Source organism: Bacillus sp. COPE52 (assembly GCF_003355115.1).
Taxonomy (GTDB): Bacteria; Bacillota; Bacilli; order Bacillales; family Bacillaceae_G; genus Bacillus_A; species Bacillus_A toyonensis.
The window spans coordinates 4,822,749-4,835,262 of sequence record NZ_CP031292.1 but is presented as its reverse complement, the minus strand read 5'-3'; the positions used below and the strand labels follow the sequence as shown (position 1 = coordinate 4,835,262).

Sequence of the window (12,514 nt, the reverse complement as noted above, 5' to 3'; positions counted from 1 at the left end):
GGGGGAGATACAAATGACAATGAGAGTAAAAGAAGTAGCTGATTTAGTTGGAATTAGTGTGCGCACACTGCATCATTACGATGAAATTGGGTTGTTAACCCCAGACGAGACGACAGAATCTGGATATCGTCTGTATTCTGACGAAAATTTAGAGACACTGCAGCAAATTTTATTTTTTAAAGAGCTAGGCTTCCCTTTGAAGAAAATTAAAGAAATTATCATGAGTCCGTCATTTGATCGCGAAGAAGCATTACAGCTTCATAAGAAAATGCTTTTTGAAAAACGTGCGAGGTTAGATAAGGTGATTGCGACGATTGATAAAACAATTCAGCATACAAAAGGAGAGATTGAAATGACGAACAAAGAGAAATTTGAAGGATTTGATTTTAGCCATAACCCATATGAAGAAGAAGCGCGTGAAAGATGGGGAGATACAACTGTAGATAAAGCGAACGAATATGCAAAAGGTATGTCAAAAGAGAATCAGGAAGAGTTTAATACTATTTACAGAAATTTAGCAGCGCTTAGACATGGTGCACCTGATTCTAAAGAGGCACAAGAAGCTATTAAAGTATGGTATGATTACTTGCAAAACTTTGGTGAATATTCATTAGAAGCCTTCAAGGGACTCGGTCAAATGTACGTCGCTGATGAGCGCTTCACGAAAAATATTGATAAGTTTGGCGAAGGGTTAGCACAGTTTATGTGTGATGCGATGGAGGTTTATGCGGATTGTAATAAAAAATAAAAAGTAAAACAGGTGGAGGTTTTCTCCACCTGTTTTACTTTTTAATCATATCATTTAAAGTCTGATCCTCTGTATTGTTCAAATGAGGATTTTTACTCATTTCCCGTTTTAACATATCGAGGCTTTGCGTATATTCTGTATCATTTAAGCTACCTGATTGAAGTCCTTGAATTTGAGAAATCAACTTTTGGTCTGTCGATACATATGCTTTATAATAGCGAGGAACGATGGACAAAGCAGCTTTATATACTTGATCCGCTACGAGTTTCGGATCCGTTGTGTTTGCACGGTATACAACAAATACTTCATCATCGGTAACGAGCGTAGCAGCGTTTGTAACGTCAGGAAGTTTGACTGTCATGCTTGTAATCATTTCAGCAACTTTCTCACGGTTAATGGCTCCTACTTGTTTGTTAGATACTTCATGCTTTTGTTTAGATGAATAACCGACTCTCGTTAATCGTGTATTTGTATTTTCCGTATGATACATGTCGTTTTTGTTGGAAACAAGAACACGGCTTCCTTCCTCACGTTCCATTTCGGCTTTATTCGTTGATTGGCAGCCTGCAAATAGGGAAAGAGTGAGAAGGGAAAGTAAAATTTGTTTTTTCACGATGTATCACCTCCTTCTCCATAGCATGTACTAATTTGCAATTTTTTGTATTTGAAATTGTTGGTTGTTATGCTTTGTGATACGATAAAAAGAAGAATGCTTAGAGAGGAAGTTAATGATGGAGCAAAAGCAAGAAATTCATGCTACGGTGAGCATTAATAATGTTCAGTACGAAGTAATTAAAAACTTTCGTGACGGTTTTAGTGAAGAAGCATTTAAAGAGCGCTATGCAGAAATTTTAAATAAATATGATTATATCGTTGGAGACTGGGGATATGAGCAACTTAGATTGCGCGGATTCTTTGATGATAGTAACCAACGTGCGACATATGATACGAAAATTAGTACTTTATCAGAGTATTTATACGAGTACTGTAACTTCGGTTGTGCACACTTCGTATTACGAAAAGTGAAGAAATAAAAAAATCCTCTTACGATTGTAAGAGGATTTTTTCATAGCAATTATACCAGTTGTGAGGAGGCTGTTTACTTTCAAAATAAACAGCACCTTGGCAAATATAATCGTTTTTTTCATATAGACTTAATGAAACCGGATTGCGAGTAAAGCAATCTAGGCGTATGCCTTTGTAACCTTCCCGTCTTGCTTCACTTTCCCAAAAAGATAAAAGTACTTTACTATATCCTTTTCCTTGCGAGAGAGGATGGATAACGAAAGAGTGGACGATAAGAAAGCGTCCGTCTGTTTCTGACCAATCAATTCGTTTATATTCGGGAGACTGCCACTCGTTTAACACGACAGCACCAACGAGTGAATCATCCTCAAACAAGCAATAGAGTTCATCTTGTTCTAAGTGATAGGAAATATGTTCTCGAGCTGGATAAGAATCATCCCATTGGTAAATTTGATTTTGTAATAGCGCTTTTTTACATTCTGTATACATTCCATCTAATTCGTCTAATAAATCCATCGTACCTTTTCTCACGTTTAGCATGAGGCACCTCCTTATAAACAAATTGAAATATAATCGCCTTCAGAGAGTTGTTTATTTGGTTTCATTTGTTGTCCGTTCAATTGAATATCCCCACTTTTAATTTTATCCACAATGGTAGTACGGCTCCAATCTGAAATATATGTGGATAACACTTTATCAATTCGGTGGGAGCCAAAAACGATGTCTAATACAATCGTGATTTCAACTATGCCACTTTCTTTATGTTGTGTCATAGAAATGGTAGTAGTTGTTTCTGTTTGGTCTTGCTGAATCATATCGATTGTTTCGACATGATCAGTAAATGATTTATAAATGCGCAGTTTTTGATTCCACGTATGATCGTTCGGGCATTTATAAATGGCAAAGCGGTATATGTTTTTTCCATTGGCGTTATGCCTGCGAATATTCGTATCAGTAAATAGGGTATTACGTCCGCAATTTTTACAATATTTTTCGATTGTGTTTTGCTGATTTTCATATAAACTCCAAGAAAGTTGTACTTTCTGCATTTTCCTTCACCTCTTATAGTAGTGGTAAAGGAACGTAATACAGCTATTTGGATGTCTTGTAGTATGAAGACATGAGAAGTAGACAAAAATAAAAAGAGGTTCCCCAAAGAGGAACCTCCGTAAACATCATACTACAGATGCGTTACGTTCCTTTGTAATGGGAATGGGCAGACTACTCCCTTGAAAAAGCACCGTGCTTTTTTGAGAGTAATGCTATCCAATTGCTGGTCCATTACAAAGTAAATGTTGGCATACGTAGATAACGTCCTTTCTATCCAAATAGATTTGTACATAAGTATACCACGAGAGATTGAAAATTCAAAATAATTACAGTGAAAAAACACCAGCTAAAATAGCTGGTGTTTGAGATAAGTTATATAAGTTCAAATAAAAATGAGCGTAATTCTTCTGCAATTTCTTCAGTCATAGAAAATGCGTGCTCTAAGTAGCCTGGTTCGTTTAAATCGTCAGGACCGATGATTGCAAATTTATTGCTCTGCATATCAAGGACAATTGTTTTACCGTAATGACGATCGGAGTATAAAAGCGCTAAATCATGACGCTCATTTTCTCCCATAAAGCTAACGAAACGAGTTTTTGTAGCGACAGTATCGTCGTACAGAAAGAAACGTTCTTCCATACACATGGCTCCTTTATTAAATATCTAAGTTTAAGTGTGGTTTATGATCTAAATGGTGATGCGTTTTAATGAAACGTACTGTTCTTGTTTTGTAACGCATAACGATAGAATATGTTTCAGCTAAATCTCCGCCTAGGAATTTCACGCCGTCTAATAACTCACCAGCAGAAACACCTGTTGCTGAGAAGATTGCATCATCACCAGATACTAAGTCATCTAACATAAGAAGTTGACGAGGATCTTCTAATCCCATTTCACGACAACGAGCTTCTTCTTCTTCGTTCATTGGAACTAAGCGAGCTTGCATTTCACCTTCAAGGCATTTTAATGCTGCTGCAGAAATAACGCCTTCTGGAGCTCCGCCAACACCTACGAATAAGTCGATACCTGTTCCAGGGAGTGCTGTTGCGATTGATGCACCAACATCGCCATCACCAAATAATTTCACGCGAGCCCCTTTTGCACGAACACGGTCAATAATATCTTGATGACGTTCACGTTCTTGAATGATAACTGTTAGATCACGAATCTTTTTATTGTTAGCTTCTGCTACAATTTCAATTGTTTTTTCAATTGGATCATCTAAGCTAATTTTACCAGCTGCTTTTGGACCAACCGCGATTTTTTCCATGTACATATCAGGAGCGTGAAGAAGGTTTCCTTTATCTGCGATTGCGATAACTGCCATTGCGTTTGCAAGACCTTTTGCAACGATGTTTGTACCTTCTAATGGATCAACGGCGATATCTACTTCTGGACCGTTACCTGTTCCTAGTTCTTCACCAATATATAACATCGGTGCTTCATCAAGTTCTCCTTCACCAATTACAACTGTACCTGCCATGTTTACTGAATCGAACATATCACGCATAGCTGTAGTTGCTGCATCATCTGCTTCATTTTTCTTTCCGCGGCCCATCCACTGTGCGGATGCTAATGCTGCTGCTTCTGTTACACGGACAATTTCTAGTGCGAGTTCACGTTCCAAGATTTCATTCCTCCAATTTCAAAAATCATACAAATATAACTATAACAAATAACGGAGAAAAGGTGAATTCGAAAAATTGTCGATTTTTTCAGAAGAAAGCGTTACAATTAAAATGTAAATGCTTTAATTTCCAGGTAGGTGACATGAATGTACTTCGTAGACAGAAAAAAAATAGAACAAATGCTAGTATGTTTAGAACGAGCAACAAATACATTTCAAGAGAAGAAGATATATGAAACCGAGTTTGAATTTTATGCATTAGAGCGCATAGCCCATCTTATGATTGATTGCGTATTAGATGTAGGGAATGCGATGATTGATGGATTTATTATGCGCGATCCAGGAAGCTATGAAGATATTATCGATATTTTAATGGATGAGCGAGTGATAAGTGCAGAAGAAGGACAAGGAATGAAAGAAGTTATCCTTCTTCGAAAAATGCTTACGCAAGATTATATTCAAATGAATCATGATGAATTATATAAGACGATTCAAAAACATATTGCAGTGGTAGAGAACTACCCAGCAAATATTCGCAGTTATTTAGAGAAGGAATTAGGGCCTGTATCTGCATTTGTACCAGAATAATTATGCTTATGAGATCCCCGGGAATACCTTTTGGGGATCTTATATTGTATGTGAGAAAGAAAAGGGAGAAGGGAGAAGGGTAAAGCATGGGGGAAGCACGCACTACGAAAGACGAGATTGTCCAATTGTTGAAAGTAAAGGGAGAACATACGGTAGCAGAATTAGCTGACGTTTTAGAGATTACAGAAATGGCGATTCGAAGACATTTAAGTAATCTTGAGAAAGATGGGTTCATTTATTCTAAGATGGTCAGGCAACATGTCGGAAGACCAACTTATTTGTACGGGTTAAGTGAAAAGGGAGAAGATACATTCCCGAAAGAATATAAGCAATTTGCGATTGATATGCTAGAAGATTTAGCTCGAATGGGCGATGAAAAAATACTTCGTTACGTTTTGAAAGAAAGAACGAAGCGAATGGAAGAAAAATTGCAAAAGAGAATCAGTAATCAAAAGAACTTAGCATATAAAGTGCAAGAGGTAGCAGCAATGCAAGAGAAAAATGGTTATATGGTTCAAATAAAGAGAGATGGAGAGAACTCTTTCGTAATTGAAAAGCAAAACTGTCCGTTAAAGGAAATTGCAGAGAGATTCCCGCAAGTATGTGCAGATGAAAAAGAGATGTATAAGCGTTTATTTGCGAATGCAGATGTAAATACGCTAGCAAACATGTGTGAGGGTGATTGTAGTTGTTCTTACCAAGTAAAAGAGAAAAAATGAACGTTCTGGGGCGCTTTAAGGTAAAGCGTTTTTTTCTTTTGGAAAAGGGGGTAATATAAGAGTGGTATGATAGATGAGAACTCTAGCATAGAAGGAGAGACATAATAGATGTATAAAGGTTATTTAATTGACTTAGACGGTACGATGTATCGTGGTGAAGAACAAATTGAAGAAGCAAGCGACTTCGTGAAAGCATTAGGAGAGCGCGGCATTCCGTATTTATTCGTTACGAATAACTCAACTCGTAAACCAGAACAAGTTGCAGAAAAACTTGTTCGTTTCGATATTCCAGCGAAAGCAGAGCAAGTATTCACAACGAGTATGGCGACAGCGAATTTCATTTATGAACGTAAACAAGATGCAACTGTATACATGATTGGTGAAGAAGGCTTACATGATGCTCTTGTGGAAAAAGGATTTGAACTTGTGGATGAAAACCCTGATTTCGTTGTTGTTGGTTTAGATCGCGACATCACATATGAAAAATTAGCAAAAGCATGTCTTGCTGTACGTAACGGTGCAACGTTTATTTCTACAAATGGAGATATTGCTATTCCAACTGAGCGTGGATTATTACCAGGTAACGGTTCATTAACATCAGTTGTTACAGTATCAACAGGTGTGGAGCCAATCTTTATTGGAAAACCAGAATCAATCATTATGGAACAAGCGTTAAAAGTGCTTGGCATAGGAAAAGATGAGGCATTAATGGTTGGGGATAACTACGATACGGACATTTTAGCGGGAGTAAATGCTGGTATGCATACCCTTCTTGTCCACACTGGAGTCACAACTGTGGAGAAGTTAACAGAATACGAAGTTCAACCGACGCAAGTTGTGCATAACTTGACGGAGTGGATTGAGAAGATGTAATGAAATGCAGGTAACCGGAAGAGGTTACCTGTTTTTTTATGCATAATTGCATATGTACTATAAGTATATAAAATGTAAAATTTAAATGTAATGATGTAAGGGGGAGAGAATAAGAATGTACTGGATGTCATGTATTATGTTTGTTTTTACATTATGTGTTTTGTTTTTTATTCTATGGAAGATATATAAAATAAATGAAATGAAAAAAAGCGCAGGAAAACTCATTGCAATGTATCCTCGGGTGAAAAGACGTTGGGTTGCATTACTTGGACCAGCATATTTCATTGGACAATGTATGTATATATATGCTCAATACGTAAGTGGTGATATTGGCACACTTGAACAGTTTCTCATTCAGTCAGGTAGTTATGCTGTAGCAAGTTGTTTTATGACTTTAATAGCGATCCATCTTATTAAAAGTGTACAAATATATGAAAAAGGTGTAGTAGACGGATTAAACTTTTATTCATACGAAGAATTGAAAGGCTATAAAACATCAACATGGGAAAATCCAAAAGAAAATATATTTTTATATCGCGGGCGAGAAAAAATGAATGACAATGTGAATTTACTTATTAGACAGGAAGATATGAATGAATTAGAAAGCATTCTTCAAAGGTATATTCCGAAATTAATGATGAAATGAAAAACTCCGGTTGTTAAAGCCGGAGTTTTTTTATTAAAATGCACGATTCACAACATCTTTAACCTCTTCAAGATATTGTTTACGCACACTGTCATCCACAGAAGGAACACTTGTATAGAATGTATGCTCAAGTGTTTCAATGCCTGTAAATTCAAAAATACCAACATCTGCTGTTTTTTTCATTGCATCAAACATACCGCCTGCTGTGTATACTTCTTTTGAATTTCCCATCGTAGATAATAACAATCCTTTTTTACTGCTTAATAATTTTTCAATACCATTCTCACCGTAAGCATAAGCGAAGCCGTGGCTAAATACACGGTCAACGTATCCTTTTAAAATAGCAGGAAGACCTGCCCACCAAACTGGGTAAATGAATGTAATACTATCAGCCCAAGTGATATGCTCTTGTTCTTCTTTAATATCTTCTGGTGTGTTTCCTTGGGAAAATGAGATGAAATCGGAAGCACCTAATACTGGATTGAAGTTTAATTCATATAAATCACGAACGCGTACTTCATGACCTTTGCCTTCTAATTCACTTTTTACAGTTTCTAAAATTGCATGGTTAAAGCTTTCTGTATTCGGGTGTGCATAAACGATTACATGTTTCATTGTTCTTCCTCCTACTTGTGGATATGTGAATAGTTTTTAAATATTCGTGTAACTATTATGGTTACTTTCGTTGCGAGAGTCAACTTTTCTGACGTGAGAAATAAAGTGAAATTTTAATCGGTGGGGGCTATCCATCCCGCACTGATTATTTGCTTACACTAATCGGGCACTTACTGCCGGTTAATATAAATGTTAGTATGTGACAAAAAAATACAAAATAGTAGGGATTTTGCATTTTCGAATAGAATATATAGATTGGTAAATAGAGAGAGAAGGGGATATCGGGATGAATATTATTGAAATTGAAGGGTTAGAAAAATCGTTTGATATTGGAGATAGTAAAGTAAAGATCTTAAAAGATATTAATCTTCAAATTCAAAAAGGAGATTTTGTTTGTATTATGGGGGCAAGTGGATCGGGGAAAACGACCTTACTTCAGCTGTTAGGTGGATTAGATATTCCATCAGTAGGTAGTATTCGAGTTAATGGTACGGAGATTTCAACATTAAAAGAAAAAGAGCTCGCTTTATTTAGAAGGCATAAAATCGGTTTTATTTTTCAACAGTTTAATTTAATTCCAGTGTTTAATGCGGAGGAAAATGTAGGGTTGCCTTTATTATTAGATAATGTTTCGCAAAAAAAGGCAACGGTGACAGCAAATCGTTTATTAGAACTCGTTGGATTGAAAGGAAAAGAAAAGCATTTACCAGCACAGTTATCAGGTGGGCAACAGCAAAGGGTTGCGATAGCAAGAGCCTTTGCAAATGAGCCAGCTATTATATTAGCTGATGAGCCAACAGGGGCGTTAGATTCAGAAAACAGCAAAAATATTATTGCGGCACTTCGCAATGCATGTGATGAATTAGGGCAAACAGCTGTCATTGTAACGCACGATCCGTTCGTAGCGGCCCATGCTGATAAAGTCGTTTTCTTATTAGATGGTGAGGTGATTCATGAGCATGCTGAAAGTAAAGGATGGAAATTTCGAAATATCCCGCAACAAGTTATCCACATTCAAGAGATTATGAATCGTCACTTTAAAGTAGGAGGTAAAGGTGATGCGATGGGTAATTAAGTATGCGGTAAAATCGATGAAACAAAATTGGTTGCGAAATATGTTGATTGCCCTCGGTGCAGCTTTAGGTGTTATGTTAGCGACGATGTTATTGCTAGGCAATCAATCAGTAGAGCAAAGTGTGAAGGAACAAGTAGTAAGTCGGTATGGAGATTATAATTTACAATTTGGCTATATAAAAAATGATATGTATTTAAATAATGAAAGTTTAAAAGGAATAGATGGCTTAGAAAATGCTGAAAAAATATCAAAAGTACTTATACCATATCCTTTCCCACACTATAAAGAGTTATCGGGAAAACCGTCCTATTGGGGTGTTGAGCAAGATTCTCCAGAAATACATTCTTATAAAATATTTGAAGGTCGATATCCGAAAGAAGGGGCTGAAGTAGCACTAACAAAAGGGTATACAGACCGTGAAAATATACGGGTGGGAGATACAATTAAACTGCCATTTCCGCAGCATGGAGAAAAGACTGTGAAAGTCGTCGGTATTTTAAATCCACCGTTAATGGCGGCAATGGGGCATGGGGCTTATTTTCCCATCCATTGGCTTCAAAAAGAATTAAATCTACTAAATCAGTTCAATCTCGTTCAAGTGAAAACAGCCGATGTAAATGTGAAGAGAGCGATTGCTCTTGATGTAAATAAGAAGATAGAAAATATAAAGGTGGACCAACGTACTTATGTAGATAAGGCATTTGAACGACTAAATGTAATGAAGCCATTAATTTTTAGTTTAGGTGGTATTGCCTTATTTGTTGTAGCTCTTTTAATAATGGGAAGTTTCTTCTTATCTGTCAGAAGTCGATTTAAGCAATGGGCATTATTACGTGCACTTGGTAGTAATCCAAATCAAATTATATTAGTCGTCTTATTAGAGGCTTTATGTATTGGGGCAATCGGATCGCTAGCAGGAGTTATTCTTGGAGCAGGTACGCAAACAATCGCTGCATCATTTATTAATAAATGGGTGAATATTGAGGGGGCAGGGAAAGAATCATTCTCGATTTCAGGCGAGATTTTACTCATTACGTTTTTACTAGGAATTGTTATGTCTATTATAGGGGCTATTATACCAGCCTTCATGGTTAGAAAGATTCCACCAGTTCAAGCGCTTAGGCCAGGTCTTCCTAGTAATGAGAAAAAAGAAAAAAGGTGGAGTGCTTTTAGTGGTAGCATTTTAATTATTGGTACTGTTATTGGACTAACGGGTAACGTATTAGAGCGGTATATCGGTTTTAATCCAAGTGCGATAGGTGCGCTGTTATTTGCGGTCGGTTTGTTATTTGCGATTCCGTTATTTATTCGGATGATAGCACCAGTGATTGCAAAACCACTTCAAATGATATTACGAATTGAAACGACGATTAGTAGCCGAAATGTCATTCGTTATCGAAATAAGGCGGCTGTGTCCGTTGCTATACTAGCATTTGGTTTTATGTTAGCACTTGTTGGAACGATGTATGTAAATTCTATGTATGAAGGTATGAAAAAAGGATTACAAAAACATTTACCAGCGGACTTAGTAGTAAGAATTCCGGTAGAGTCGCAAGGAATAGAAACATTACCGTTTAGTTGGATGGAGAAGGTTAGAAAAATTGACGGTGTAGAGGCGAGTGTTGGGAATGCTACAGACTTTACAGCAAAGCTTGTGAATTATGACTTTAAAAAAGCGAATCAAGAGTGGTATGAACATGCGAGGAAAAATGATTTTGAACCTGATTTGATGGAAGTTGTGGGAAATGATATTGTCGCGTATCAAAAAGTAACGAGAGCGAAGGTGATTGAAGGAAAAGATTTAAATAAGCCATTACAAGATGGTGAGGGAGTCATTACGAAGGAAACGGCTAAAAAATTAGGGCTTCAGTTGCATGATACGTTTGAAGTACAAGGAAAGGGAAAAGAAAAACAAACGATTAAAGTCGTTTCGATTATTGAGCAAGGATTAAGGTTAAGAGGATCAGATGTTTTCGTAAATGAACAATGGGCTCGCGATAAGTTTCACGTACAAGGATATGAAGCAATTCAAATTATGACTAATTCTAATCAATCATTTGAAGCGATTAAGAAGCAAGTAAAAGAAATTACAAAGAATAAAGAGAATGTAGAAGTTATAAACAGTTATGATTTATTGAAAGAACAAGAGCAGTTATTATCGCAAATGATGATGTTAATTCGCTTGTTAGTTGTAATTGTTTTCATTATTTCTGGTATAGGGTTAATGAATGCGATTGTCTCAAGTTTACATGAAAGACGTGCTGAAATTAGTATGATTCGTGCGGTAGGAGCTATTCCGAAGCAAATGAGACGGATCGTTTTATTAGAGGGAACTTTACTTGGAGCGATAGCTGGTTGTATCGGCATTTTTGGTGGGATTCTGTTTAGCTATATCGTGTTATCAAGCTTAGAGTTAACGGTTATTATTATTCCGTATAATCAAGTTTGCATATTAGCTTTTGCTAGTGTGGTGCTTGGAGCAGGGGCAGCGATGATTGCTTCATTACAATTAAGAAAGTTCAAATTAAGTGATACTTTAAAGGAATTATCGGCATAAAAGATTGCTATACCCCGCTCATACAAAGAACAAAGAAGACAAATAAAATGATGACAATACCAATACCGAAGTTAAATACGAGAGTACTATCCATATATGTAACCTCCTTGTTTTAAAGTGAAAAGCACTCTAGTCAGAGTGCTTTTTATTTTGAATCTCCCGTAACGTACTTCACAACTTTTAGAAAGGGATTCATGCGTGTAAAGAGTTACATTATTTTATGCGTTTATTTTGGGGAATGAGTAAGTCCTTATGAAATATAGAAAAAAGACACTCTTTCGAGTGTCTTTTATGATGACAAAATGTGTCAATTGCTTGAGTTCGATAAGACGCTAATTTCCGTTTTAACGCCTTTTCTTTAATCAAGAAGTGTAGCAACAGCGATTCAAATAAATTGTACCATTTGTGTAATGTTTGTGTGCATGCAATTCTGCATATTTCAATTAGAGGGAAATAAGGTGCGGAGAATGAATGAGTATATAGAACACTTGATAAGGAGAAAGAAGGATGGATATACATAAGTTAACGGTAGAAGAAGCAAATGAGATAAATACGTGGACGTACGAGGAACCATATAATTTATATAGTTTTTCAGGCGAGAAAGAAGTGATAGAAGAGCTATTAGATGGAACGTATTATGGCTGTTGTGACGATCAAGGAGAGTTCATCGGCTATTTTTGTTTTGGAGAAAATGCACAAGTACCAGGTGGAAGAGATGCTAATTTATATGGTAGAGAAAATCTGATTGATATCGGACTTGGTATGAAGCCGGCGTTAACAGGGAAAGGAATGGGGAAAGAATTTTTCAAAGCTGGAATAGCGTTTGCCACGAAAGAGTTTAATGCAAAAATGTTTCGATTAAGTGTAGCAACATTTAATACAAGAGCAATTACGCTATATAAAAATATAGGTTTTCAGCAAGGACCTATCTTTTTGAGCCGCGGAAGAGAATTTATGCTCATGGAATATGAAAGACCGTCAGCATAAAAC

The 12,514-nt window shown here is 36.6% G+C and carries 15 protein-coding genes; 9 read left to right on the top strand and 6 right to left on the bottom strand.

Annotated elements, in window-relative coordinates; translation table 11 throughout:
• The first annotated feature begins 13 nt into the window (after positions 1-13).
• The gene (locus DPQ31_RS24625) at positions 14-748 is read left to right on the top strand and encodes a MerR family transcriptional regulator (protein ID WP_208731133.1); all 735 of its coding nucleotides are present in this window, start codon (positions 14-16) and stop codon (positions 746-748) included.
• A gap of 34 nt (positions 749-782) precedes the next feature.
• On the opposite strand, the gene DPQ31_RS24620 is transcribed toward DPQ31_RS24625, so the two are convergent.
• A complete protein-coding gene (locus DPQ31_RS24620) occupies positions 783-1,361 on the bottom strand; it encodes a YhcN/YlaJ family sporulation lipoprotein (protein ID WP_087969457.1) in 579 nt (192 codons plus the stop codon).
• A gap of 118 nt (positions 1,362-1,479) precedes the next feature.
• Here DPQ31_RS24620 and DPQ31_RS24615 point away from each other — a divergent pair, with 118 nt between their 5' ends.
• Complete coding sequence (locus DPQ31_RS24615; protein ID WP_000435941.1) at positions 1,480-1,782, top strand: YutD family protein; 303 nt, start codon at positions 1,480-1,482, stop codon at positions 1,780-1,782.
• Positions 1,783-1,792: 10 nt separating this feature from the next.
• Here DPQ31_RS24615 and DPQ31_RS24610 read toward each other — a convergent pair whose 3' ends face one another.
• From DPQ31_RS24610 to glpX, 4 genes are all read right to left on the bottom strand, one after another.
• The gene (locus DPQ31_RS24610; protein WP_098911483.1) at positions 1,793-2,314 is read right to left on the bottom strand and encodes a GNAT family N-acetyltransferase; all 522 of its coding nucleotides are present in this window, start codon (positions 2,312-2,314) and stop codon (positions 1,793-1,795) included.
• Between the two features lie 11 nt (positions 2,315-2,325).
• A complete protein-coding gene (locus tag DPQ31_RS24605; protein ID WP_001174592.1) occupies positions 2,326-2,823 on the bottom strand; it encodes a hypothetical protein in 498 nt (165 codons plus the stop codon).
• A gap of 373 nt (positions 2,824-3,196) precedes the next feature.
• On the bottom strand, positions 3,197-3,463 hold the full coding sequence (locus DPQ31_RS24600) for a DUF3055 domain-containing protein (protein ID WP_000392613.1): 267 nt from the start codon (positions 3,461-3,463) through the stop codon (positions 3,197-3,199).
• Between the two features lie 16 nt (positions 3,464-3,479).
• Entirely contained in the window at positions 3,480-4,451 is a 972-nt protein-coding gene (glpX, locus tag DPQ31_RS24595) for a class II fructose-bisphosphatase (protein WP_000439085.1), read from the bottom strand.
• A 147-nt stretch (positions 4,452-4,598) separates the two neighbouring features.
• Here glpX and DPQ31_RS24590 point away from each other — a divergent pair, with 147 nt between their 5' ends.
• The 4 genes from DPQ31_RS24590 to DPQ31_RS24575 all read left to right on the top strand — a co-directional run bounded on the left by DPQ31_RS24590 (position 4,599) and on the right by DPQ31_RS24575 (position 7,277).
• Positions 4,599-5,039: a DUF86 domain-containing protein gene (locus DPQ31_RS24590; protein WP_087949220.1), complete on the top strand. Its 441-nt coding sequence runs from the start codon at positions 4,599-4,601 to the stop codon at positions 5,037-5,039.
• A gap of 86 nt (positions 5,040-5,125) precedes the next feature.
• On the top strand, positions 5,126-5,758 hold the full coding sequence (locus DPQ31_RS24585; protein ID WP_000503334.1) for a helix-turn-helix transcriptional regulator: 633 nt from the start codon (positions 5,126-5,128) through the stop codon (positions 5,756-5,758).
• Between the two features lie 108 nt (positions 5,759-5,866).
• Positions 5,867-6,631 carry a TIGR01457 family HAD-type hydrolase gene (locus DPQ31_RS24580; protein WP_000276473.1) on the top strand — a complete coding sequence of 255 codons (765 nt, stop codon included), beginning with the start codon at positions 5,867-5,869 and terminating at the stop codon, positions 6,629-6,631.
• Between the two features lie 115 nt (positions 6,632-6,746).
• Positions 6,747-7,277 (top strand): DUF5673 domain-containing protein, encoded by a 531-nt coding sequence (locus DPQ31_RS24575; protein WP_087969453.1) that lies wholly within the window; start codon positions 6,747-6,749, stop codon positions 7,275-7,277.
• 33 nt (positions 7,278-7,310) lie between these two features.
• Here DPQ31_RS24575 and DPQ31_RS24570 read toward each other — a convergent pair whose 3' ends face one another.
• Positions 7,311-7,892, bottom strand: coding sequence for an NAD(P)H-dependent oxidoreductase (locus DPQ31_RS24570; RefSeq protein WP_097957509.1), 582 nt, complete (start codon positions 7,890-7,892; stop codon positions 7,311-7,313).
• 286 nt (positions 7,893-8,178) lie between these two features.
• On the opposite strand from DPQ31_RS24570, the gene DPQ31_RS24565 reads away from it, so the two are divergent.
• From DPQ31_RS24565 to DPQ31_RS24555, 3 genes are all read left to right on the top strand, one after another.
• Positions 8,179-8,967 carry an ABC transporter ATP-binding protein gene (locus DPQ31_RS24565; RefSeq protein ID WP_087969451.1) on the top strand — a complete coding sequence of 263 codons (789 nt, stop codon included), beginning with the start codon at positions 8,179-8,181 and terminating at the stop codon, positions 8,965-8,967.
• A complete protein-coding gene (locus DPQ31_RS24560) occupies positions 8,951-11,524 on the top strand; it encodes an FtsX-like permease family protein (protein WP_001267758.1) in 2,574 nt (857 codons plus the stop codon). The genes DPQ31_RS24565 and DPQ31_RS24560 overlap by 17 nt, the downstream gene beginning before the upstream one ends.
• Positions 11,525-12,031: 507 nt before the next feature.
• A complete protein-coding gene (locus DPQ31_RS24555; RefSeq protein ID WP_098138120.1) occupies positions 12,032-12,511 on the top strand; it encodes a GNAT family N-acetyltransferase in 480 nt (159 codons plus the stop codon).
• The last annotated feature ends 3 nt before the right edge of the window (positions 12,512-12,514 follow it).

Bases quoted from the DNA above. Each gene is read 5' to 3' on its own strand.
- DPQ31_RS24625 (WP_208731133.1), top strand. From the start codon at position 14: ATGACAATGAGAGTAAAAGAAGTAGCTGATTTAGTTGGAATTAGTGTG.
- DPQ31_RS24615 (WP_000435941.1), top strand. From the start codon at position 1,480: ATGGAGCAAAAGCAAGAAATTCATGCTACGGTGAGCATTAATAATGTT.
- DPQ31_RS24610 (WP_098911483.1), bottom strand. From the start codon at position 2,314: ATGCTAAACGTGAGAAAAGGTACGATGGATTTATTAGACGAATTAGAT.
- DPQ31_RS24605 (WP_001174592.1), bottom strand. From the start codon at position 2,823: ATGCAGAAAGTACAACTTTCTTGGAGTTTATATGAAAATCAGCAAAAC.
- DPQ31_RS24600 (WP_000392613.1), bottom strand. From the start codon at position 3,463: ATGGAAGAACGTTTCTTTCTGTACGACGATACTGTCGCTACAAAAACT.
- DPQ31_RS24590 (WP_087949220.1), top strand. From the start codon at position 4,599: ATGTACTTCGTAGACAGAAAAAAAATAGAACAAATGCTAGTATGTTTA.
- DPQ31_RS24585 (WP_000503334.1), top strand. From the start codon at position 5,126: ATGGGGGAAGCACGCACTACGAAAGACGAGATTGTCCAATTGTTGAAA.
- DPQ31_RS24580 (WP_000276473.1), top strand. From the start codon at position 5,867: ATGTATAAAGGTTATTTAATTGACTTAGACGGTACGATGTATCGTGGT.
- DPQ31_RS24575 (WP_087969453.1), top strand. From the start codon at position 6,747: ATGTACTGGATGTCATGTATTATGTTTGTTTTTACATTATGTGTTTTG.
- DPQ31_RS24570 (WP_097957509.1), bottom strand. From the start codon at position 7,892: ATGAAACATGTAATCGTTTATGCACACCCGAATACAGAAAGCTTTAAC.
- DPQ31_RS24565 (WP_087969451.1), top strand. From the start codon at position 8,179: ATGAATATTATTGAAATTGAAGGGTTAGAAAAATCGTTTGATATTGGA.
- DPQ31_RS24560 (WP_001267758.1), top strand. From the start codon at position 8,951: ATGCGATGGGTAATTAAGTATGCGGTAAAATCGATGAAACAAAATTGG.
- DPQ31_RS24555 (WP_098138120.1), top strand. From the start codon at position 12,032: ATGGATATACATAAGTTAACGGTAGAAGAAGCAAATGAGATAAATACG.